The following is a 22392-nucleotide window of genomic DNA, read 5'->3' on the forward strand; positions in this document are numbered from 1 at the left end:
AGGCGGATATAAAGAAAGCTTGATATCTCGTTGGCGTGAAGGTGGGCAAAGCCTGCCCATGGCTGGCGGCGTTCAGGGGACCAACAGCGAGAACTCTAGGTCTGGACAGGGTCGAGTCCAGCCCTTCATATCGGCCCATGACCGAAATCGCTCGATTCCCTGACGTCATGCTGCTGGCCGCCGGCCTTGGCACCCGGCTTCGGCCCATCACCCAAACCTTGCCTAAGCCGCTTGTACCGGTGAGTGGCACCCCGCTGATCGAGCGCGTCATGGCAAGTGCGCGCGCTGAAGGGGCCAAGCGCTTTGTTGCCAACGCCCATTATCGGGCCGACCAGCTGCTCGCCCATTTCGGCGGCCTGCTCAAGGTGTCGCGCGAAGACACGCTGCTGGGCACCGGTGGCGGGGTTAAGGCAGCGCTGCCCATGCTTCATTCCGACCCGATCCTCGTCATGAACACCGATGCCTTCTGGCTCCCCGGCGCTGACACGCCGCTCGCGCGCATGCTCGAGCGCTGGGAAGGAGGAGAAGCCGAAACTGTGCTGCTTTGTGTCCATCCCAGCCGGGCAACGGGGTTCGGGCGCAGTCACGATTTCTGTCTTGATCCCTTCGGCAGGGTCACGCCGGACTATGGCGCGCCGGTAATCTATGCCGGCGTCGCTCTCCTCGGCAAAGCGGCCTTTGCCGATACCCCGGATGGGGCATTTTCCCTCACCAAATTGTTCGACCGGGCAATGGAGCGGGAAACCCTTGCCGGCGTAGCGTTGAACGCACACTGGTTTCACGTCGGCGACCCCGAGGCACTGGCGGCGGCGGAGCAGGAACTGGCGTGACAATCTTTTCCATTGCGCCCCATGCGCCCTTCCTGCCCAGGCTGGCAGATCGAATTCTTGATGGCACGCTGCTGGGCGACTGGGACCGCAGCCAGCCCTTCTGGTTGAGCGACATCACCGTGATTGTCCCGACGCAGCGCGCCCGTCTAGGGCTTGCTGAAGCCTTTCGGCAGCGTGGCGGTGGTCTATTGCCCGATATTCGGACCTTTGGTGGCGAAGTGGAGGATGAAGAGCCGTTCCTGCCGCCCTTCGATGCGCCCTTGCTGCCGCCGGCCGCGTCCGGGCTGGAGCGGCGCCTGGTGCTATCGCGCTTGGTTGGCGCCTGGGCCAATACCAGCGAAGGTCGCGCGGCATTTTCGACCCCGCCCACGGCCGGCGAAATCCTCTCCATGGCCGAGTCGCTGGGTGAGCTGATCGATGACCTGACCACCGAGGAGCGCACCGCCGGCGACCTGCGCGCTATCGCCGCTGGGGTGGAAAGCAATCTCGGTGCTTATTGGCAGCAAACCCTGCGCTTCCTCGATATCGCCCTGCAGTTCTGGCCCGAGCACCTGCGCGAGCGGGGCCGTGCCGATCCGGCCGCATTGCGCTCATTGCGCCTCGACCGGCAGGCGGCCGCCGCGCCCTTGCTCTATGGTGACCGGCCGGTAATTGCGGCCGGATCCACGGGCTCCATTCCCGCAACGGCGCGGCTTCTGGATGCCATTCAACGGCTCCCTCGCGGTGCGCTGGTGCTGCCCGGCTTCGATACGACGATGAGCGAGGCTGATCATGCCGCCTTGCTTGATGATGCCAACAATCCCCATGGCCACCCGCAATATGGGTTGAGTAAGCTGCTGCGCGGGCTTGGAGCGGGGATCGGTGAGGTGATCGAGCTTGAGGATACCCCCGCCGCCCGTACCGACCTGGTCCGTCTCGCGCTCGCGCCAACGCCCCAAACCGCTATTTGGTCCGAGCAGCGCATGAGCGAGGAAGCCCTTGCGCTCGCCACTTCAGGCATGAGCATTCTTGCCGCGCGCACCGAAGACGAGGAAGCACGCGCCATTGCCCTGGCGGCCCGAGCGGCGCTTGCAGAGCGCAAGACCGTGGGCATCGTCACGCCTGATCGTAACCTCGCGCGCCGGATTGCTGCGGAACTGGCCCGTTGGGACGTTCGGGTGGATGACGCCGCCGGCGCTCCCCTTTATCAATCTGCCGCGGGACGGCTGGTGCGTGAAATCCTTGCGCTCGCCACCAATGGCTGTGCGGCCGTTGACCTCATGGCATTGCTGCGCAACCGCGCCGCCCTTTTTGGCCGCTCCCGTGGCGAGATCGCCCGGGTCGCTGACATGATCGAGCTGGGCCTTTTGCGTGGGCAGCGCTCCAGCCCCGGCCTTGACGGCATTCGCACCCTGCTGACGGCCAACATCGATGGCACCACGGCCTTCCCGGCCTTACGACTGGACCCGCGGGCGGGCGCCGACATATCGGGCTTGCTCGACATGGTGGAGGCGGCCCTCGCGCCCTTGCAGGCGCTGCTGGCGGCGCCCGAGATCACGGCGGCGGGTCTCGCCTCGGCCTTGCTGGCCGGCTTTGTCGGTGTCGCCGATGGCGCCGATATCCCGGGGCGCCGGGAACTCGAGGCCTGGGCCAATGAACTCGATGGTCACGGCGAGCAGGGCCTTCGCTTTGCCCCACGCGGCCTTGACGCGGTGCTGCGTGCCCTCATGGCCGGGTTCCAGGTGCGCACGCTTGAAACCCGGCGCACTGACATCACCATCTGGGGACAGCTCGAAGCGCGCCTGCAAAACCCCGATCTGCTGATCCTCGCCGCGCTCAACGAAGACAAATGGCCCGAACCGGCCGATCCCGGCCCCTGGCTCAGCCGCGGCATGCGTCTTTCCGCCGGGCTCGAGCCGCCCGAGCGGCGGCAGGGCCTCGCCGCGCACGACTTTGCCCAGGCGCTGGGTAATGGCCAAGTGCTGCTCGCCTTTTCCGAACGCATCGGCACCAGCCCCGCCATCGCCTCGCGCCTCCTGCAACGCCTCGAAGCCTTTGCGGGGGACGTGTGCATCAAGGCGTTGCGTTCGCGCGGCAGCCGCTGGTGCGTGGAGGCGCGGGCGCTTGACGCGGTAGCGGCCGTGCTACCGGCGACCCGCCCCGCACCCAATCCGCCGGTGGAAGTGCGCCCACGGCGCCTTTCGGTCACCGAGATCGAAACCCTGATGCGCTCGCCCTATGATCTCTATGCCAAGCACGTGCTCGGCCTGCGCCCGATCGATGCCCTGGGCAGCCCGCCCGATGCCCGCGAACGCGGCACCATCATCCACGACATCTTTGCCCAGTTCGTGATCGATGGTCATGATGCGATGGCCACGGACGCCATCGACATCCTCAATGCCATTGCGCGAGTCAAATTCGCCGGGCTCGACGCCATTTCCGAGCGGCGCGACATCTGGCTGCGCCGCTTCGATACCGCTGCCCGGCAATTCCTCGATTGGGAGCGGAGCCGTGACGCCGAGATTCGGCGCCGCCATGCCGAGATCGATGGCGATTGGGCGCTCAAGCTCAAGGAACCCATGCGCATCACCGGCCGGGCCGACCGGGTGGACGAGCGCGTCGATGGCACGCTCGAGATCGTCGATTTCAAGACCGGCACTCCGCCCAACAAGGCGGCGATGCAGAGTTTCCAGGTGCCTCAACTGCTGCTCGAGGCGCAAATGGCGCGCGTCGGCGCGCTGGAGGGTGTGGCGCCGGCCGATACGGCTGCCCTGACCTATGTGAAGGTCGGCTTGGGTCCCGATGCCTTTGTGCCCAAGGCCTTCGTTCCCCCCGAAGGGCACGACCTGATGTCGGCAGCCGACGAACTGGCGCGTCGGGCCCAGGCCCATATGGAGCATTTCCTGTTGCGCCAAACGCCCATGCCGTCCCGGCTCTTGCCCTTGGCCGGTCAGCGCTTTGCGGGCGCCTATGACCATCTTGCCCGGGTCGCCGAATGGAGCGCCATGGATGGCACGGAGGGCGACCAGTGAGCGATCGCGGCGAACTTCAGGTTCCGTTCAATACCCGCGCCAACCAAGCCCAGGCGGCAGATCCCGGCCTCTCGATCTGGGTGTCGGCCAATGCGGGCTCGGGCAAGACCTTCGTGCTCACGCGCCGCGTCCTGCGCCTGTTACTCGCGGGCGTCGATCCTCAGGCTATTTTGTGCCTGACCTATACCAAGGCGGCGGCCGCCGAGATGCGGCGCCGGGTGGCGCGTGAATTGGCGCGCTGGGCAACCATGGAGGAGCAGGCGCTCGATGAGGACCTGCGCGAGCTTGAGGGCGCAAGCTTCCGCCCGGCTATGCGCGAGCGCGCCCGCACCCTCTTTGCCCGCGCGCTGGAAACCCCGGGGGGTCTGCGCATCAACACCATTCACGCTTTTTGCGAAAGCGTGCTGCATCGGTTTCCACTCGAAGCGCGGGTGCCCTTCGACTTCTCCGTAGTGGAAGATGACACGCGCGAAGATATGCTGCTCGGCGCCCGCGAAGCGGTGCTGGCCGAAGGCATCGGCGTTGAAGGCGCCGTCGAAACCCTCTTTCGCACCCTTTCCGATGACCAAATCCGCAAGGCCATTGGCGATGCCCTGGCCGATGCGCGCAAGCTCAAGACCGTGCTGCAGCACCCCGACCGGGCAAGGGCGAATCTCCGGCGCCTGGTGGATGCCGGCAACCGCTCCAGCGCCGAGGTGGAAGCCGAGCTCCAGAACGATACGCTGCTCGACGCGCTTAGCTGCCGTGATCTCGTGACCATATTTGCCGGCGATCCCCTCAAGGGGGTGGGCGCGCGCTTTGTTGACATGCTTGCCCGCTGCAATCCCGATCTGATCACCGCGGGCGAGCTGCGGCGCCTCTTCCTGACGGATAAGGGGCCGCGTTCGCGCCTGCTCACGGCCGCCCAACAGGCCAAGCGCCCCGATCTCTTCGATCTGCTGAACCGCGAGCAGGAGCGCGTGGTTCGGCTCGATGCGGAATTGAGCAAGCTCGAACTGGTTGAGCGTAGCGAGGCCTTTGTTCAGATCCTGGGCGCTATCCACCAACGCTATGAGGATGCCAAGCGCCGGCAGTCCAAGCTCGATTTCGACGACCTGGTGGAGCGGCTTGCCGATCTCTTCGAGCGCGAAGCGGGCGAATGGGTGCGCTACAAGCTCGATGCCGGGATCGATCACATCCTGGTCGATGAATCCCAGGATACCAATGGCGAGCAATGGCGGGTGGTCAAGGCGATCACCGCCGAGTTCTTTGCCGGTGAAGGGGCGGTGACGCGGCCGCGTTCCCTTTTCGCCGTGGGCGATCAGAAGCAGTCCATCTATTCATTTCAGGGTGCCCAACCTGAACTCTTTGGCGAAACCGGCCAGCTCTACCGCCGGCTAGCCGCTGAAGCCGACGCACCCTTCCTACCGGTGCCCCTGCGCACGAGCTTCCGCACCCTACCAGAAATCTTGCAGGCGGTGGACCTCGTCACCAACAGCCCCGAGATGCGTCAAGCCCTGCTGGAAAACGAGCCGGTGGAGCACCAGGCCGCCCGCACCATGCGGGGTGGTACGGTGACCCTGTGGCCCCCGCTGCAGCAGCCGGCGGGCGGCAGGGAGGACGATGAGTGGCCCACCAGCGTTCCGCCCATCGAGCAGACCGCGCCACGCCAAGTCGCCGAACGCATTGCCGCCGAGATCAGCGGCTGGATCAAGAGAGGGCGTCCCCTCACCGGCCGCGGCCGCCCGGTGCGGGCCGACGACGTCCTGATTCTCGTGCAATCACGTGGTCCGCTTTTTGCCGAGATTATCCGGGCGCTTCGCAAATGGGACCTGCCCACCCCGGGCGCCGACCGGTTGGGGGTCACCAGCCATATCGCGGTCATGGACCTCTTGGCGCTCTGCGACGTGCTGCTGAATCCCGCCGACGATCTGCAACTGGCGGCCTTGCTGCGCTCGCCCTTGTTCGACATCACCGAGGATGATCTGTTCGGCCTCAGTCATGGGCGGGCGCAGGGGCAAAGCCTGTGGCGGGCGTTGAGCCGATGTACGATTGCCCCTTGCGCCGAGGCGTACGAACGGCTCCATCGCTGGCGCGGCGAGCTCGATTTCGAGCGCCCCTTCGAGTTTCTCGCCCAGGTGCTTTATGCTGAAGACGGGCTTGCGCGCTTTCACGCCCGGCTCGGCAGCGAAGTGGACGACGTGCTGGCCGCGTTACTGGAACTGGCTCTCGCCCACGAGCAGACCGAACAACCTTCGCTGCTGGGATTCGTGGCGGCGATGCGGGGGCTTGGCGGTACCGTCAAGCGGGAACTGCCCGAATCGGGGGCAGGGGTGCGCATCATGACCGTGCATGGCGCCAAGGGGCTCGAGGCCCCGATTGTAATCCTTGCCGATGCCGTCAACAAACCACGCCCGCAACAGGTGGGGCGGCCGATCTACCTCGTGCCTGACTATCCCGGCCCGCTCCTGATCCATGCAAGCGGCGCCAACGGGCATTTGCCCGAAACCTCGCCTCTTAAGCAGCGGATCGATGCCAATCTGCTCAACGAATATTGGCGTAAGCTTTACGTCGGCATGACCCGGGCTGAGGACGAGCTTTACCTGACCGGTGCGCTCACTCCCGGGACCGACGCCGGAAAGCAGCTCGAGGGCAGTTGGTATGCAGCCGTGGAAGCCGCCCTCCGCCCGCTAAGCCAAAGCGTCACCGATACCGATGGCGTTGAAACCGCGCTGGTCTTTCCACGCGATCGCAAGCAACCGGCCGGCTTGGCTGGCGGGACTACCCAAGAGACCCAGAGCGCGGGCATGCTTGCGCTTGAGCCTCTGCCACCTTTCCGCGCCATTTCCACCGTCACGCCGGCTGCAGCCGGCACGCAGGGGGCGCCACGTACCCCCTTCAGCACCGCGCTTGAAGGGATGCGCGACGCCGAGGCTTCGCGGCGCGAGGGCATTGCGCTCCACGCGTTGCTGCAGCATCTCGGCAGGGTGGAGCCCGCGCTTTGGCCCCAGGTTGTGCCGAAGGCCGTCGCGGCGCTCCTGCCCGAGGCGCCGGAACGACAGCCGATCGTGGGCGCCAAGGCTATATCCATCCTGACTCGGCCCGAGCTGGCGGGGCTCTTCGGCGCCTCGAGCCGCGCGGAGGTGCCGTTTCTGTTTGATGCCGTCCAAAACGGCGCGCCAATTCGGCTGGCGGGGCGCATGGACCGTATCGTCGTCGATGCCGACAGCGTTCTGGTGATCGACTTCAAATCCGACGCCATCGTTCCTGATGCACCTGAACTAGTGGCGCGGAACTACCTGACCCAGCTGGGGTTGTATGCACTGGTTGCAGAACAGCTCTTCCCTGGACTGCGGGTGCGGGCCGCCATCCTGTGGACGACGCTGGAATCATTGATGTATCTTCCACCCCACCTCTTGCACGAGGCGCGCGAGGGTTTCACCATCCGGTGAGTCTGCTTGCTGAAACGCTAGACTCTTCCCAGCTTTGGGAGCAAACAAAGCACCGCTTTCAACCAAAAGGCAATTTTGATGACCAAACACGTTTCCGACGCCAATTTCGGCGAGGAAGTTCTGAATTCCAAAGAGCCCGTTCTGGTCGATTTCTGGGCCGAATGGTGCGGGCCCTGCCGGGCGATCGCACCCGTGCTCGATGAGCTGTCGACCGAGTTGGCTGGCAAGGTCAAGATCGTCAAGCTCAACATCGACGAAAACCCCTCCACCACCGTCAAATACGGCGTTCGCTCCATCCCGACCATGATCTTGTTCAAGGACGGTGAAGCGGCCGACATGAAGATCGGCGCCGGCACGCCCAAGGCCGGCCTCAGCAAGTGGCTGTCCTCGCACGCCGCCTAAGCTGATCGACCGATCACGAGATTAGCTGACACCGCCGGAGCGATCCGGCGGTGTTTTTGTGTGCGGTGACGCTGCTCAGTGGGGCGGCGTGCCATTGAGCGCCAGCGCGTGCCCGGCAAGATAGAGCGAGCCGCAAATCACGACCCGCGCGCTCGGAACACCCGCGGCCTTGCGGATCGCGGCGCCAAGCGAGCGCTGGGGGCTGGCCTCAAGGCCAAGTGCCTGGGCGGCTTGCGCGATAGCGGAAGCCTCGTGGGCATTGGTTTCGCCGGGAATGGTCAAACCCACAACCTGCGGATTGAATTGCCTGAGGGGCTCAAGGAAGATCGCAGGCGAGCGGTTGTTCATCATACCCATGATCAGCACCAGCGGGGCTGGGCGCTGGCCCTGGAGAGCCGCCAGCGCGCGGGCCAGTGCGGCAGCGCCATGGGCATTATGGCCACCATCGAGCCAGAGTTCTGCATCGGGGGGCAAGGCATCGCGCAACTTGCCCGTGAGCGGGGTCATGCGCGCGGGCCAGTAAACCGTCCTCAGCCCCCTCTCCAGTGCCTGCTTGTCGACCGGCAAACCGAAGCGCCGTACGGCGGCAATGGCGAGGCTGGCATTGTCCACCTGGTGATCGCCAAAAAGGGCTGGCGGAGGCAGATCGAGGAGGCCATCGCCATCCTGGAACACCAGACGCCCATCTTCCAGATGCCCGTGAAAATCCTCGCCCTGAAAGGCGGGGTGAACGCCAAGCCGGCGTGCCGCCCGCTCGATCACATCGCGACCTTCGGGCTGCTGATAGCCGATGACGGCCGGGCTGCCGCGCTTGAGAATGCCGGCCTTGCTGACGGCGATCTCGGCAATGGTGTTGCCGAGGAATGCCTGGTGATCGAGGTCCACGGGTGTGATAACGACGCCTCGGGGCTGGGCAACGACATTGGTGGTGTCATAGATGCCGCCCATGCCCACTTCGAGCAGCAGGAAATCGGCCGGTGTTTCGCTGAATAGCAGGAACGCGGCGGCGGTGGTCACCTCGAAGAGGGTGATGTTTTCGCCCCCATTGACCCGCTCCACCCGCTCCAGGGCCTCGTTGAGGCGGCGCGTCGGCACGAGCTGCCCACCAAGCCGGATGCGCTCGTTGAAGCGCACGAGGTGAGGGGAGGTGTAAACATGCACCGATTGCCCCGCGGCCTCCAGAAAGGCGCGCATGAAGGCGATGGTCGAGCCTTTGCCATTGGTGCCCGCGACATGGATCACCGGCGGCAGCCGATCCTGTGGCCGCCCCAGCGCCTCAAGCAACCGTTCGATACGCTCCAGCCCCAAATCGATCAATTTGGGATGAAGCCCCGAAAGGCGTTGTAAAATGAGGTCGGTACGCGACATGGGGCCCCCTGACTGGACGGCACTCCCTAGCCCCGATCTCGCCGCCGCTCAAGCGAGCAGCGCGAGATCGGCTGATCAGTCGCAATCAGCGGCTGGCGCTATTCGGCATAGGCCGGGGGCTGCGGCCGCGCCTCGTCATCCGCTTCTGCCGCCACCGCCACTTCACGCAGCGTTACCTGCTGCAGCAGCGGTGAGGACGAGGCGAGTTCCGCTACCGGCTCGGTCTTGGTGAAGATGCCGGCAAGCGAGCCGATGGTGGAGCGCAGATTGTGGCGGTGCACTACCATGTCGACCATGCCGTGCTCATAGAGATATTCCGAGCGCTGGAAGCCCTCGGGCAGCTTTTCGCGAATGGTCTGCTCGATAACGCGCGGCCCGGCAAAGCAGATCAAGGCGCCCGGTTCGGCAATATGCACATCGCCCAGCATCGCATAGGACGCGGTAACGCCGCCCGTGGTGGGGTTGGTGAACACGACAAAGAAGGGCAGCCCCGCTTCGCGCAGCCGCAGCACGGCAACCGTGGTGCGCGGCATCTGCATCAACGACAAGATGCCCTCCTGCATGCGCGCACCGCCCGAAGCCACAAACAGCACCATCGGCGTTTTGCGCTCAAGTGCCGTTTCCAGCCCGGTAATGATGCCCTGTCCGGCGGCCATGCCGAGCGAGCCGCCCATGAAGTCGAAGTCCTGCACCGTCACCGTAATCGCGTGACCATAAAGCGTACCGGTGGCGACAATCACCGCATCTTCGTAGCCCGTCTTGACGCGGTTTTCCTTGAGCCGGTCAGTATAGCGCTTCTGGTCGCGGAACTTCAGCGGGTCCTGCGGCACTGCGGGCACCGGCACCAGGTCATAGCGGCCTTCGTCCATAAAGGTGGCGAGCCGATCGGCCGGCTTGATCTTCATGTGATAGCCCGAATTGGGCACCACCCACTGATTGGCTTCCAGATCGCGATAGAACACCATCTCGCCCGACTCGGGGTCCTTGACCCAGAGGTTTTCCGGCGTGTCGCGCTTCGTGTTGAGGAACGAGCGGATTTTCGGGCGGACGAAGTTATCGATCCAGTTCATGCGAAAGCCTCGGCGGATTGGTCGCGAAAGGATGGCTTAGGAGACGATTGTGGCATTGTTATCAGCGGCGACCACAATCGCCATTGTGGCGAGGTTTCACGCGCGGGCGCGCCGCACGCCGCCGGCAAGGGTCGCCACCAAGTCGCGCACTGCCCCAACGGTTGCGCCGGTGGCCTTGCCGTCCTGCAGCGAATTGCGCACCGCGTCCACCAGAACCGAGCCAACCACGATGCCATCGGCATGGCGCCCGATCTCGGCGGCGTCTTCTGCGGTCTTGATGCCAAAGCCAACGGCGACCGGCAGATTGGTATGGGCCTTGATCCGGTCAACCGCCTCGCCGACAGCGCCGCGCGACTTGATCGCCGATCCTGTCACGCCGGTCATAGATACGTAATACACAAAGCCGGACGTGTTCTGCAGCACCTTGGGCAGGCGTTTGTCGTCCGTCGTCGGCGTGGTCAGGCGAATGAAGTTGATGCCAGCCGCGAGCGCAGGCAGGCACAGCTCCTCATCCTCCTCGGGGGGCAGGTCGACAATAATCAGCCCGTCAACGCCTGCTTCCTTGGCGGCGGCGACAAAACGCTCGACCCCAAAGGAGAAGATGGGATTGTAGTAGCCCATCAGCACAACCGGCGTGGTTTCATCCTTACGGCGGAAATCTTCCACCATGCCGAGCACGCCGCGCAAGGTCTGGCCCGAAGCCAGAGCTCGCTGACCAGCCAACTGAATGGCAACGCCATCGGCCATGGGGTCGGAAAACGGCATGCCCAATTCGATCACATCAGCGCCCGCTTGCGGCAAGGCCTCGAAGATGGCCTGGCCCGTGGCGAGATCTGGATCCCCCGCCATCACAAAGGTCACGAGCGCCGGGCGGCCCTCGGTCTTGAGCTGGGCAAAACGCTTGTCGATACGGGATTGAAACATGAATGGTTCCGATGGGAGCAACTGGGCGGTTTAGGAGCAGAAGCGGGCAGCTGTCAACGACAGCCGCTGTCGCGTCAGAGCAGACCCAGGCGTCGGCCAACGCTCTCCACATCCTTGTCACCCCGGCCCGAGAGGCATAGCACCACCGACTGCTCCTTCGGCATCGTGGGGGCAAGCTTGATCACCTGCGCCAGGCCATGGGCCGATTCCAGCGCCGGGATGATGCCCTCTAGCCGGGTACACAGCTGGAAGGCTTCGACGGCTTCGGTGTCCGTGATGGGCACATAGGTGACGCGCTGGGTGTCGTGCAGGAAGGAGTGCTCGGGTCCGACGCCGGGATAATCGAGGCCGGCCGAAATCGAGTGACCTTCAAGGATCTGCCCGTCGCGATCCTGCAGCAGATAGGTGCGGTTGCCGTGCAGCACGCCGGGACGGCCGCCAGTCATCGACGCCGCATGGCCGTTCTCCACCTCAATGCCATGGCCGCCGGCCTCGGCGCCATAGATCGCGACCTCCGGATCATCAAGGAAAGCATGGAAGGTACCGATGGCATTGGAGCCGCCGCCCACGCAGGCCACGATCGCTTCGGGCAGCTTGCCCTCGGCCTGCCGGAACTGTTCCTTGAGTTCAGTGCCGATCACCGACTGAAAATCGCGCACCATCTCAGGATAGGGGTGGGGACCCGCGGCAGTGCCGATCAGGTAATATGTGGACTCCACATTGGTAACCCAGTCGCGCAGCGCCTCGTTCATCGCGTCCTTGAGCGTGCCCGCTCCGGCAGTGACGGGCCGCACTTCAGCGCCCAGCATCTTCATGCGCAACACGTTCGGCATCTGCCGCTCGACATCTGTCGCACCCATGAAGATGGTGCAGGGCAGATTGAACTTGGCGCAAACGGTAGCGGTCGCCACACCGTGCTGCCCCGCCCCGGTCTCTGCGATGACGCGCGTCTTGCCCATGCGGCGTGCGAGCAGGATCTGCCCCAGACAATTGTTGATCTTGTGCGAGCCGGTATGGTTCAGCTCTTCACGCTTGAACCACACCTTGGCTCCACCAAGATGCTCAGTTAGCCGCTCGGCAAAATAAAGCGGGCTCGGCCGGCCGGCGTAATGGGTCGACAGGTCGTTCAGTTCGGCGGCAAAGGCCGGATCTTTTTGCGCGGCGCGATAGGCAGCCTCCAGATCCAAAATCAGCGGCATCAGCGTTTCGGCAACGAACCGGCCGCCATATGGGCCAAATCGGCCCGCTTCATCAGGGCCATTGCGTAAAGAGTTGATGCCGTCCATGGGGTCTCGCCAATCGATCGCGGAGCAGAAAGGAAGCCGGAGCTTGCCGCTTCAATAGGCCCTGCAACGTCCCAATTGCAAACTCAAAGCGCAGCGCGGGCGTTCCGGATAAAGGCTTCGACCAGGCGCTTGTCCTTGACGCCGGGCGCTGATTCCACACCCGAGGACACATCGACGCCCATCGGGCGCACCGTCTGGATGGCGTCGGCCACCGTGGTGGGGGTCAGTCCGCCCGAAAGCATGAAGGGAATTGCGGGGTCGAGCGCCCGGAGCAAGGACCAGTCAAAGGTTTCCCCCAGCCCGCCGGGACGGTCGGCTCCCTTGGGCGGCTTGGCATCGAGCAGAATGCGATCCGCTACATCGGCAAACCCGGACACATTGGCGACATCGTCGGCAGACCCGATCGGCACCGCCTTGATAATCTCAACGCCCGCTTCAGCGCGGATCGCAGCGACGCGGTGCGGGCTTTCGGGCCCATGCAACTGGATCCAGTCTGGGCCGAGCGCCGCTACTTCCGCAACGCAGGAATTGTCCGGATTGACCAGCAACACGCTGCTCTCGATCCGGCCGCGAGCCGTGGAAATCAGCCCGGCAATATCCTCGATGGTGCAGTGGCGCGGCGAGCGCACGAAATGCACGAAGCCCACCATGTCGGCGCCTGCCTCAATGACGGTTTCCAGCATTTCAGTGGTTTTGATGCCGCAAATCTTGATGATGAGGGGGTCTACCATCGCCTGTCACGAATTGGGGGGCAAGCTGCGCATCAGCGCAGTTCCAGAAGATCGTCGACTTCAGCAAGGGGAGCGTTTGCGCCCGCTGCCGGGGTTTTGCGCAAGCTTTCAAGCTCGCTTTGAAAGGCATAGGCTTCACGCCGCCAATGCCGCTCGCCACTGCGATGGCGAGCCTGGGCGAACCAGGTGGCAATACCCCCCAGGAGCACGCCCACCAGCAACACGACATACAGTACGACGAACAACGGCACGCCATAACCGGGTGTCGCCATGGATTCGACCGGCACGAACGGGTTGAAGTTGATCAGCACGAAATGGCGGTTGGCCAGCGCGAACACGATCAAGAGGGCGCATAGCGGCACCAGAACCAGCCAGCCGACGATTTTCTTGACCATAAAAGCGCTGCCTTAGGCTGTGTGCCCGTTACGAACGGTTTAGCCGCTCGCGGATTTCTTTGCCAGCCTTGAACTGGGGAACGTATTTCTCCCCCACATCCACCTGCTCGCCAGTACGCGGATTGCGCCCGAGGCGCGCCGGCCGGTTCTTGACCGAAAAGGCCCCGAACCCACGCAGTTCCACCCGGTCGCCCCGCGCCATTGCATCGCCGATCTCATCCAGAATGGCATTGACGATGTTTTCGATATCGCGCTGGAACAGGTGCGGATTTTCGGCCGCAAGTTTCTCGACGAGTTCCGACTTGATCATGTTTGGCTCCGAAGGTGCCCTAATCCGTCCCCACTCACGAGGCGGGGTCAACCTGCCAAAGCGAAACCAACCCGTCAAGCGCGATGGCACCGGCAGGAGGCAGCCCGAGTGCCGCCCGCGCCTGCCCGGAGATCATGGCGCCGATCCAGCCCAGACCCTGATCAGGTTTGGGCCAGGCGGTCACAAGCTCCAGATCCTCGGCAATGCCGCGCTCCGCCACTAGCCACTCAACCGCCTCACGCTCGGACCCGATACCGTCGATCAGTTTGCTTGCAACAGCCATTCGCCCTGTGACAATACGCCCGTCCGCCAGCGCCAGCGCTTCGGGGCGCGGCAAGCCCCGCCGTTCCGCCACTACGTCTACGAACCACTCAAAGCTGTCGTTGACGAGGGCCGCGATGGATTCGCGTGCTGGGCCCACCAAAGGTTCATCAAAGTCGGGTTCAGCCTTGAGCGGGCCTGAAGCAACTTTGTCGAGATTGACGCCAATTATATCCATCAGCTTGCCGGCATTCACATGCTGGTACAGCACGCCAATGGAGCCAACGATGGACAGTCGTCGCGCCAAAACGCGATCTGCGGCGATGGCGGTCATATAGGCGGCCGATGCGCCCAGTTCCTGGACCACCGCGACAACAGGCTTGGTTTGGCGCAGTCGGCTCAGCGCTTCATAGAGTTCCTCGCCGCCCGCAGTCGTGCCGCCAGGTGAGTTGATGGCCACAATGACAGCGGTGACGCTGTCGTCCTCGGCGAGCTCTTCCAACGCTTCCAGCCGATCACGATTGGTGCTGATCGCGCCATCGATCACAACCCGGGCAATGTGGTCGCCGACCACGCCATCGCCCCCAGCGAACCGGCCAAGCAGCGCCAGAATGGCCACGACGATGGCGAGCGCAGCAACAATGCGCCACCAACCGCGTGAGCGGCGGAAATGGGCGGCAGCAAGCGCCCCATGCGGATCGGGCGGGCGGGTAGGCTCAGGAGAAGGCTGGTCGGTCATGATCGGCTCACTCTTTGCCCGCCAAGCGGTAGCGAGGCAGCCGCGGGAAAGCAAGCATGCGGCGGGTCAGCTCAGTTGCCGCACCATATATTGCGCTGCGTCTTCATAGCTCAGCAGCGCTTCGCGCAACTCGGGCACATCAACAGGGACGAAGCCGTGCCGGCTCCAGAACGGCGCCGAGCCATTGACGGCAGCAAGGCTAGCCGTGGCAAAGCCGGCGCGCCTGGCGTGGTCCAGCACCTGCTCGACGATCACTCCCGCCGCTCCATGGCCGCGAGCCTGGGGCAGCAGTGCCAGATCGTGCAGATAATAGGTGGGCGGCCCGCTCGGCAGGGTGCCGTAAAGCTGATTGAGCTTGGGCATGGTGCCGGCAGTCCAAGGGTGGGTGAGGAAATAACCGCTCGGTGCGCCATTGATGTCCAGCAGCCAGGCGCCATCCGGGTACAAGGCGCGGCGCTCGGCAAACACCGCAAGATCCTCGGGAAAGCTGGGATGCACGCAAGCGGCAATAGCTTGCACCGCCGGCAGATCCAGCGTCGTCATGCCCCGCCAGTGAATACCCTTGCTTGTCATGGCATACCCGCAAAAGAAAGGACCCGCGCTAGAAAGCGCGGGTCCAGATGGCATGAAGCCGATCTTAGTTGTTGTCGCGACCCTTGAGCGCAGCGCCCAGGATGTCACCGAGCGAAGCGCCCGAATCGGAGGAACCGTAATTGGCCACGGCTTCCTTTTCCTCGGCAATTTCCAGCGCCTTGATCGAGAGCTGGATGCGCGAGGTCTTGCGATCGTACTGGGTGACGCGTGCGTCGACCTTTTCGCCCTTGCTGAAACGCTCGGGACGCTGGTCGTTGCGATCACGCGACAGGTCGGCGCGGCGGATGAAGGCCGTCATGTCGCTATCGGCCAGCTTGACTTCAATGCCGCCATCGTTGACGTCGATCACGGTGCCGGTGACCACAGCGCCCTTGCGGATGCCGCCGGTCTCGCCCTCAGCCGAGGATGCAGTCTCGCCGGTGGCTAGCTGCTTGATACCCAGGGAGATACGTTCCTTCTCGACATCGACGTCGAGCACCTTGGCCTGCACCATGTCGCCGCGGTTGTAGTCGTCGAGCGCGATTTCGCCGGACTTCTGCCAATCGAGGTCGCTGAGGTGCACCATGCCGTCCACATCGCCTTCGAGGCCGATGAACAAACCAAATTCGGTCTTGTTCTTGACTTCGCCTTCGATGACCGAACCCACGGGGAACTTGTCAGCAAACGATTCCCACGGATTGGCCAGGGTCTGCTTGAGGCCAAGCGAGATACGGCGCTTGTCGGGATCGACCTCGAGCACCACCACTTCCACTTCCTGAGAGGTGGAGACGATCTTGCCGGGGTGGACGTTCTTCTTGGTCCAGCTCATTTCTGAGACGTGGATCAGGCCTTCAATGCCTGGCTCCAGCTCCACAAACGCACCGTAGTCGGTGATGTTTGTGACGCGACCGGAGAACTTGGCGTTGATCGGGTACTTGGCTTCGATGCCTTCCCACGGATCGGCCTGCAGCTGCTTCATGCCGAGGCTGATGCGGTGCGATTCGTGGTTGATGCGCACGATCTGGACCTTGATGGTCTCGCCGATCGTGAGCACTTCGGACGGGTGATTGACCCGGCGCCAAGCGATGTCGGTGACGTGGAGCAGACCATCGATACCGCCGAGGTCCACGAACGCACCGTAATCGGTGATGTTCTTGACCACGCCGTCGACAACCTGACCTTCTTCCAGCTGCTGGACGATTTCCGAACGCTGTTCAGCGCGGGATTCTTCCAGAATGGCGCGACGCGACACGACGATATTGCCGCGGCGCTTGTCCATCTTGAGGATCTGGAAGGGCTGGGGAACGTTCATCAGGGGAGCGATATCGCGGATTGGGCGGATATCGACCTGCGAGCGCGGCAGGAAGGCGATGGCGCCTTCGAGGTCGACCGTGAAGCCGCCCTTGACCTGGTTGAAGATCGTGCCTTCAACGCGCTCGTTATTGTTGTACATTTCTTCGAGCTTGACCCAGCTCTCTTCACGGCGGGCCTTCTCGCGGCTCAGCACCGCTTCGCCCATCGCGTTCTCGACGCGATCGACATAGACTTCCACGACCGAGCCGACGGTGATGGTGCCGTCACGGCCAGCCTGGCCGAATTCCTTGAGCGCAATGCGCCCTTCGGTCTTGAGACCGACATCGATGATCGCCAGATCCTTTTCGATCGCGACCACGGTTCCCTTGACGACGGTGCCTTCCAAAGGCTCGTTGTCGATGAACGAGTCCATCAACAGGGATTCAAAATCTTCTTTAGTCACAGTTTGCTGTGCCAAATTCATCTCCAGATGCGCCGGCGGTTGGGGGTTGGCATTGTCGCAATGGGGGCTCGCCATCTGTTGGTCAGATGCCGGCGCGCGGGCGCCCGATCGGAACGGCAATGTTGGGTATTCTGCCCGGCAGCCGAAGCAAGCATGCGCAAGGATTGAATTAGGGCACGAGCCCTGCCTTGCGCCTGATGGCTCCATCGACAATAGCGATGGCTGCGCGGAGTGCGGCTTCTATATCGAGAAGCGTGGTGTCGAGCAAGTGCGCGTCCGCCGCCTTGTAAAAACCGCCATGGGGATTGGCCATGTCCCGGGCATCCCGCTCTTCTATTTGGTGATAAAGGGCGTAGCGATCAACCACCTGGCCGCGCAATTCCAGCTGGCGCGCCCGTCGTTCCATCCGCGACTTGGAATCAGCCTGGATAAAGAGCTTGGCGTCCGCCTCGGGGCAGATCACGGTACCGATGTCGCGACCATCGAGTACGGCACCGCCCTCCTGCAGGGCAAACTGGCGCTGATAGTCAAAGAGTGCCTGACGGACTTCTCCAATCACGGCGACTTTGGACGCCAGCTGGCCGGCCCGCGCCGAAAGCAGTAGTTCGGACTGCAAGTCCGCCTCATCAAGCTTCCGGGCCGCTGCGATGGCGCGGTTCTCAAAATCCGGCGCGTCCTCAAAGCCGTCCACCGCCTGCCCGACAGCGCGGTACAACAGGCCCGTATCCAGATGCGGCAGCCCGTAATGGCGGGCGAGGCCGCTCGCGAGCGTGCCCTTGCCCGAAGCAGCTGGTCCGTCGACGGCGATGATCATGGCTTTCTCCGGGCGGCTGGAACGGCGGGGCGGGCTTAGCATTTTCGGTTTGACAGGGGCAAGGTTTGCCCATAACCGGACGAGCCAAAGCGGGGCTTGCCCCGCGCTCCCCCATCGACGAGGACCACCCATGGCCAGTTCCGAACGCGGCACCAAGCGGACCGATCCCGACACCGGCAAGAAGTTCTACGACCTCAACATGGACCCGATCGTCTCGCCTTATACGGGCAAGAGCTATCCGCGGTCCTACTTCGAGCAGGTGCTGGTCGGCAAGGCTTCCCCGGCAACCGCCCGGAAAGTTGAGGAAGAAGACGAGACGGAAGAAGAAGACGAGGTCGTCGACGCAGCGGCGCCCGAGATCGTTTCGCTCGAGGACGCCGATGCTGAAGAAGCCGGCGAGGACGAAATCCCTGATGTCGAGGATGTCGAGGTCGACGAGGAACTCGGCGACGACGAAGACGTGTTCCTGGAAGAGGAAGACGACGAGGACGACAGCTTGGCATTTGATGTTGGCGGTGACGAGGATCGTTGATTTCGCTTGAATTTTTTCGCCGGCCAAGCTTTTGGCCGGCGAAATAAAAAAGTGTCATTTAGGCACTTGCAAGGGGACGGAGCATCCAATAGGTTCCGCCTCGCTTCGGACGGGAATGACCCGGACGAACCCGAAAAGATGGGGCCATAGCTCAGCTGGGAGAGCGCTTGCATGGCATGCAAGAGGTCAGCGGTTCGATCCCGCTTGGCTCCACCAATCTTTCGATAACTCCCTGTCGAGACTATTCTCGGGTTGAGCCCCGATCGAGGGTTCTCAATCACTCGGCGACCCAACCCGCTGCAGCCGCTTTCCATCCACCGCCCGCCGCGCTACAAGGCGGCCGCGTCAGCTGGAGGTGAACCGCGTGCCCACAACAGATATCGCTCGGCGGGTCTATGATCATACCTGGAAGCTCGACCCGATCATCCGGAGCCTGCTGGACACCGACTTCTATAAGCTGTTGATGCTGCAGATGATCTGGGGCTTGTACCCCAAGATCGACGTCACCTTCTCGCTGATCAACCGCACCCGCTCGGTTCAGCTTGCCCATGAGATCGACATCACCGAGTTGCGCGCCCAGCTTGATCACGCGCGCACTCTGCGCTTCTCCAAAAAAGAAATGATCTGGCTGGCCGGCAATACCTTTTACGGCTCGCGCCAGATTTTCGAGCCAGCCTTTCTGCAATGGCTCGAAGACTTCCGGCTGCCGGAATACCATCTGGAGCAGCGCGACGGTCAGTTCGTGCTGGAATTTCCAGGCAAGTGGTTGGAAACCTCGATGTGGGAGATTCCCGCCCTTTCAATCATCAACGAGTTGCGCAGCCGCGCCGCGATGAAGCGCTACGGGCCCTTCACGCTCGATGTGCTCTACGCACGGGCCAAGGCCAAGATGTGGGAAAAGGTCGAACGGCTGCAAAAGCTGCCGGAATTGCGCATTTCCGATTTTGGCACACGCCGGCGCCATTCTTTCCTCTGGCAGCGCTGGTGCGTCGAGGCCCTCAAGGAAGGGATCGGGGAAGCTTTTACCGGTACCTCCAATGTCATGCTGGCCATGGATACCGATCTCGAGGCTCTCGGCACCAATGCGCATGAGCTCCCAATGGTCCTCGCGGCGCTGGCCAAGACCGATGACGCCCTGCGCGAGGCCCCCTATGGCGTGCTGCAGGACTGGGAAAGCTATTATGGCGGCAATCTCAAGATCGTGCTGCCCGATGCCTTTGGCACTGATTCCTTTCTCAAGCATGCCCCCGATTGGGTCGCCGACTGGACTGGCTTCCGCCCAGATAGTGCCCCCGCCATCGCTGGCGGCGAACGCATCATCCGTTGGTGGCAGGAGCGGGGGCGCGACCCGCGTGACAAATTGCTGATCTTTTCCGATGGGCTCGATGTGGACATGATCGAAGAGGCCTATTTGCACTTCGACGGGCGCGTGCGCATGGCCTTTGGCTGGGGCACCAACCTGACCAATGATTTTGAAGGCTGCGCGCCAGAGCCCAATCCGGGACTGGACCCAATCTCGATCGTCATCAAGGTCAGCGAGGCCAATGGGCGGCCGGCGGTCAAGCTGTCCGATAATCCGGCCAAGGCGACGGGCGAGAAAAGCGAAATTGAGCGTTATCTGCGCGTTTTTGGCGATGCTGGCCGGGTAGAGCACGCCGTGCGCGTTTGACCCGCCCGCACGCTGTGGAGAACCGCCTTTAGTTCGAGGCGGTTAACTGGGCTGGAACGCTAAACGTCCAGCATCGTTGCCTGTCCACAGGGCCGGAACCGTTTGACTTACCAACTTATCGACATTGCCGTAGCGCATAAAAGCGCCCATCCCCGCTTGCCTAACCGCGTAACCGGCAAGGTGCGCGCCGTGCTGACCGAAATACGCGATGGGCGCGAACAGCGCCACGATCTGGATATCCCGGTTTGGGCCAACACGTCCGAAACCATGAGCGAAGAAGATATCGACATGGCCTTGCTGGTGAAAGCCGCCGACATTTTGGCGCGGCTGAAATCGAAGCTCGATCAGGTATAGGGCTGATTGCCTGTGGTCTGCAGGAAGGCGCGGTAGGCGGGCGAAAGGCCGGGAAAAGTCTGAGCGTTTTGAGCCTCTGTTGCGGCTCGTGGGGCAGGGGAAGGGCAGAGCCGGGCCGCCCTCCGCCGGCGACGATGCTCTTGCCGCTCATCCACTGCAAACCACAGCACGGCGGGCACCACTAGCGTCCAGATCGCGATCAATTGCCAAGCCACGCCAACCTCCCTGCAGCGCCAGCAAGGATGCTGTACTCGTCGAAGGCTCGTTAACGCTAGAAGGCTCGGCGGTTAGTGTTAACTTGGGATGGCAGTGCTACTGCGGCTCGCCCTTGGCGGGCTTGGATCCGGTTTCGATCGGCACGGCATAAAGCTCGAGGCGATGATCCACCAGCCGGTATCCCAGCCGCTTGGCAATCACTTCCTGGATCGCCTCGATTTCCTCGTTGCGGAACTCGATTACCCTTCCGCTTCGAACATCGATGAGGTGGTCGTGGTGCTCGTCGGGAATCAGTTCGAACCGGGCGCGTCCATCCTTAAAATCGTGCTTGGTGACAAGGCCGGCTTCCTCAAACAGGTTGAGCGTCCGGTAGACTGTGGATAGTGAGATGCCGGCGTCGATCGCCGCTGCGCGCCGGTGCAATTCCTCGACGACGGGATGGTCAGCACTGTCCTGGATCACGCGGGCGATGATCCGGCGCTGGTCGGTCATGCGCATGCCCTGCGCCACACAGGCCTCTTCCAGGGTCGGTTCGCTGCTGGTCTTGCTCACAAGCGGGTCCTGCCAAGGCTATAGGAAGGAGTTAGCCAAGATCGGCGGCCATGACAAGCGCGGTGGCTGCCGAACCGTCCGGGCGGGGATAATAGCCCTTGCGCCTACCCACTTCCACAAAGCCATGACTGCGATAAAGTCGCAGCGCTGCACTGTTGCGCTCATCCACTTCCAGGAACATGCGGCGGGCATTGGTAAACAGCAGATCATCCAGAGCCGCTCGCAGCAGAGCCTGGCCCACCCGCTTGCCCCGCCATTTAGGCTCAACGGCAATGCTGAGCAATTCCGCCTCATCACCAATCAGTCGCACCAGGATGAAACCGGCAACTTGGCGCCGTGGGTCACAGGCGACCAGGGTAGTGCATTCCGTTTCCTGGAGGAAGTCGGCAAACTCCTCGCGAGACCAGCCACGAAAGAAGCCCTGGGCGTGAATAGCGGCCAAGACCTCGGCATCGCCTACCTGGGCGGGCTCCACATGCAGGCCATGCGGCCCCAGCCACAGCTTTCTCACGGGGCGAGCCGGGGTATGCGGGCGGCAGCCTGGGGCTTGGCATCTGCTTCGCGCACATAGGCAGCTTCCGGGGGATAGTCGGCCGGATCAGCGGTAGCCCCAAAGCGGGCCAGCAAGCTGACATCGATGAAGGGGCCGCGCAGCAGAGTTGCCCCTGCTGGCACCGCAGCTTCCGCTTGCGCCATGGGCAGCAATTGCGCTGCACCGGCCGGAACGCCTCTAGTGCTGAAAGTCTGGGAATAGGCCTCACCCCGCCGCGCATCGAGCAGCACCGCTATCGGCCCCTCGCTTGAAGCGGAGAGGGAAAGGGCCAAAAGGGTCGGGGCACCCACCACCGGGATGCCCCGGGCCAACGCTATGCCTCGGGCAGCGGAAAGCCCGATCCGCAAGCCGGTAAAGGAACCGGGCCCCGTCGAGACGGCCACCCGCCCGAGATCGGCATAACTCAACCCATTGCGCTCCAGCAGCGCCGCGAGCCGCCCGAAGATCAATTCGGCATGGCCGGTGGCGATCTCGTCGACTAGCACATCCACGCTTCCATCCGCGAGCAGCAGAGCGAGCTGCAGCTGGGGCGCAGCAGTATCAATGGCGAGGGTGATGGGCAGGGTCTGCATAGCTATCGCTCTAGCGGCGTCGTCCTTCGGTGTCGAGACCGAT

21 protein-coding genes and 1 tRNA gene are annotated in these 22392 nt (G+C 63.2%); 8 read left to right on the forward strand and 14 right to left on the reverse strand.

Going from position 1 to position 22392, the window contains the following annotated elements; genetic code table 11:
• The first annotated feature begins 137 nt into the window (after nucleotides 1–137).
• From ELX51_RS19375 to trxA, 4 genes are all read left to right on the forward strand, one after another.
• The gene (locus ELX51_RS19375; RefSeq protein WP_127755033.1) at nucleotides 138–830 is read left to right on the forward strand and encodes a nucleotidyltransferase family protein; all 693 of its coding nucleotides are present in this window, start codon (nucleotides 138–140) and stop codon (nucleotides 828–830) included.
• Nucleotides 827–3841 carry a double-strand break repair protein AddB gene (gene addB, locus ELX51_RS19380; RefSeq protein WP_164854931.1) on the forward strand — a complete coding sequence of 1005 codons (3015 nt, stop codon included), beginning with the start codon at nucleotides 827–829 and terminating at the stop codon, nucleotides 3839–3841. The genes ELX51_RS19375 and addB overlap by 4 nt, the downstream gene beginning before the upstream one ends.
• On the forward strand, nucleotides 3838–7272 hold the full coding sequence (addA, locus tag ELX51_RS19385; RefSeq protein WP_164854932.1) for a double-strand break repair helicase AddA: 3435 nt from the start codon (nucleotides 3838–3840) through the stop codon (nucleotides 7270–7272). Before addB ends, addA begins: the two co-directional genes overlap by 4 nt.
• Nucleotides 7273–7350: 78 nt before the next feature.
• On the forward strand, nucleotides 7351–7674 hold the full coding sequence (gene trxA, locus ELX51_RS19390) for a thioredoxin (protein ID WP_127755036.1): 324 nt from the start codon (nucleotides 7351–7353) through the stop codon (nucleotides 7672–7674).
• A 75-nt stretch (nucleotides 7675–7749) separates the two neighbouring features.
• Here trxA and ELX51_RS19395 read toward each other — a convergent pair whose 3' ends face one another.
• The 11 genes from ELX51_RS19395 to ELX51_RS19445 form a co-directional block, all read right to left on the reverse strand.
• Nucleotides 7750–9042, reverse strand: a complete 1293-nt coding sequence (locus ELX51_RS19395; RefSeq protein ID WP_127755037.1) for a folylpolyglutamate synthase/dihydrofolate synthase family protein — start codon at nucleotides 9040–9042, stop codon at nucleotides 7750–7752.
• A gap of 98 nt (nucleotides 9043–9140) precedes the next feature.
• The gene (gene accD, locus ELX51_RS19400) at nucleotides 9141–10112 is read right to left on the reverse strand and encodes an acetyl-CoA carboxylase, carboxyltransferase subunit beta (RefSeq protein WP_127755038.1); all 972 of its coding nucleotides are present in this window, start codon (nucleotides 10110–10112) and stop codon (nucleotides 9141–9143) included.
• 96 nt (nucleotides 10113–10208) lie between these two features.
• Entirely contained in the window at nucleotides 10209–11036 is an 828-nt protein-coding gene (gene trpA, locus ELX51_RS19405; protein WP_127755039.1) for a tryptophan synthase subunit alpha, read from the reverse strand.
• A 74-nt stretch (nucleotides 11037–11110) separates the two neighbouring features.
• Complete coding sequence (gene trpB, locus ELX51_RS19410; RefSeq protein ID WP_127755040.1) at nucleotides 11111–12322, reverse strand: tryptophan synthase subunit beta; 1212 nt, start codon at nucleotides 12320–12322, stop codon at nucleotides 11111–11113.
• Between the two features lie 83 nt (nucleotides 12323–12405).
• Complete coding sequence (locus ELX51_RS19415) at nucleotides 12406–13053, reverse strand: phosphoribosylanthranilate isomerase (protein WP_127755041.1); 648 nt, start codon at nucleotides 13051–13053, stop codon at nucleotides 12406–12408.
• Nucleotides 13054–13085: 32 nt separating this feature from the next.
• Nucleotides 13086–13448: a lipopolysaccharide assembly protein LapA domain-containing protein gene (locus ELX51_RS19420; protein ID WP_127755042.1), complete on the reverse strand. Its 363-nt coding sequence runs from the start codon at nucleotides 13446–13448 to the stop codon at nucleotides 13086–13088.
• Nucleotides 13449–13476: 28 nt separating this feature from the next.
• Nucleotides 13477–13758 (reverse strand): integration host factor subunit beta, encoded by a 282-nt coding sequence (locus ELX51_RS19425; RefSeq protein WP_127755043.1) that lies wholly within the window; start codon nucleotides 13756–13758, stop codon nucleotides 13477–13479.
• Nucleotides 13759–13792: 34 nt separating this feature from the next.
• Nucleotides 13793–14758 carry a signal peptide peptidase SppA gene (gene sppA, locus ELX51_RS19430; RefSeq protein ID WP_127755044.1) on the reverse strand — a complete coding sequence of 322 codons (966 nt, stop codon included), beginning with the start codon at nucleotides 14756–14758 and terminating at the stop codon, nucleotides 13793–13795.
• A 66-nt stretch (nucleotides 14759–14824) separates the two neighbouring features.
• Nucleotides 14825–15331: a GNAT family N-acetyltransferase gene (locus ELX51_RS19435; protein WP_248305197.1), complete on the reverse strand. Its 507-nt coding sequence runs from the start codon at nucleotides 15329–15331 to the stop codon at nucleotides 14825–14827.
• Nucleotides 15332–15395: 64 nt separating this feature from the next.
• Nucleotides 15396–17162: a 30S ribosomal protein S1 gene (gene rpsA / locus ELX51_RS19440; RefSeq protein ID WP_282567568.1), complete on the reverse strand. Its 1767-nt coding sequence runs from the start codon at nucleotides 17160–17162 to the stop codon at nucleotides 15396–15398.
• A gap of 94 nt (nucleotides 17163–17256) precedes the next feature.
• A complete protein-coding gene (locus tag ELX51_RS19445) occupies nucleotides 17257–17901 on the reverse strand; it encodes a (d)CMP kinase (protein ID WP_127755046.1) in 645 nt (214 codons plus the stop codon).
• 130 nt (nucleotides 17902–18031) lie between these two features.
• On the opposite strand from ELX51_RS19445, the gene ELX51_RS19450 reads away from it, so the two are divergent.
• From ELX51_RS19450 to ELX51_RS19465, 4 genes are all read left to right on the forward strand, one after another.
• Complete coding sequence (locus ELX51_RS19450) at nucleotides 18032–18433, forward strand: TIGR02300 family protein (protein WP_127755047.1); 402 nt, start codon at nucleotides 18032–18034, stop codon at nucleotides 18431–18433.
• Nucleotides 18434–18573: 140 nt separating this feature from the next.
• A tRNA-Ala gene (locus ELX51_RS19455) sits at nucleotides 18574–18649 on the forward strand.
• Nucleotides 18650–18797: 148 nt separating this feature from the next.
• Nucleotides 18798–20102 (forward strand): nicotinate phosphoribosyltransferase, encoded by a 1305-nt coding sequence (gene pncB, locus ELX51_RS19460; RefSeq protein WP_127755048.1) that lies wholly within the window; start codon nucleotides 18798–18800, stop codon nucleotides 20100–20102.
• Nucleotides 20103–20204: 102 nt separating this feature from the next.
• Nucleotides 20205–20456 carry a hypothetical protein gene (locus tag ELX51_RS19465; RefSeq protein ID WP_127755049.1) on the forward strand — a complete coding sequence of 84 codons (252 nt, stop codon included), beginning with the start codon at nucleotides 20205–20207 and terminating at the stop codon, nucleotides 20454–20456.
• A gap of 312 nt (nucleotides 20457–20768) precedes the next feature.
• Here the strand turns inward: ELX51_RS19465 and ELX51_RS19470 are convergent, their stop codons facing one another.
• From ELX51_RS19470 to tsaB, 3 genes are all read right to left on the reverse strand, one after another.
• Entirely contained in the window at nucleotides 20769–21170 is a 402-nt protein-coding gene (locus ELX51_RS19470; protein ID WP_127755392.1) for a Fur family transcriptional regulator, read from the reverse strand.
• Between the two features lie 85 nt (nucleotides 21171–21255).
• Nucleotides 21256–21735, reverse strand: coding sequence for a ribosomal protein S18-alanine N-acetyltransferase (gene rimI, locus ELX51_RS19475; RefSeq protein ID WP_127755050.1), 480 nt, complete (start codon nucleotides 21733–21735; stop codon nucleotides 21256–21258).
• Nucleotides 21732–22349 carry a tRNA (adenosine(37)-N6)-threonylcarbamoyltransferase complex dimerization subunit type 1 TsaB gene (tsaB, locus tag ELX51_RS19480; RefSeq protein ID WP_127755051.1) on the reverse strand — a complete coding sequence of 206 codons (618 nt, stop codon included), beginning with the start codon at nucleotides 22347–22349 and terminating at the stop codon, nucleotides 21732–21734. Before tsaB ends, rimI begins: the two co-directional genes overlap by 4 nt.
• Nucleotides 22350–22392: the final 43 nt, after the last annotated feature.

The organism is Devosia sp. 1566, assembly GCF_004005995.1.
In the GTDB taxonomy this organism is placed as follows: domain Bacteria; phylum Pseudomonadota; class Alphaproteobacteria; order Rhizobiales; family Devosiaceae; genus Devosia.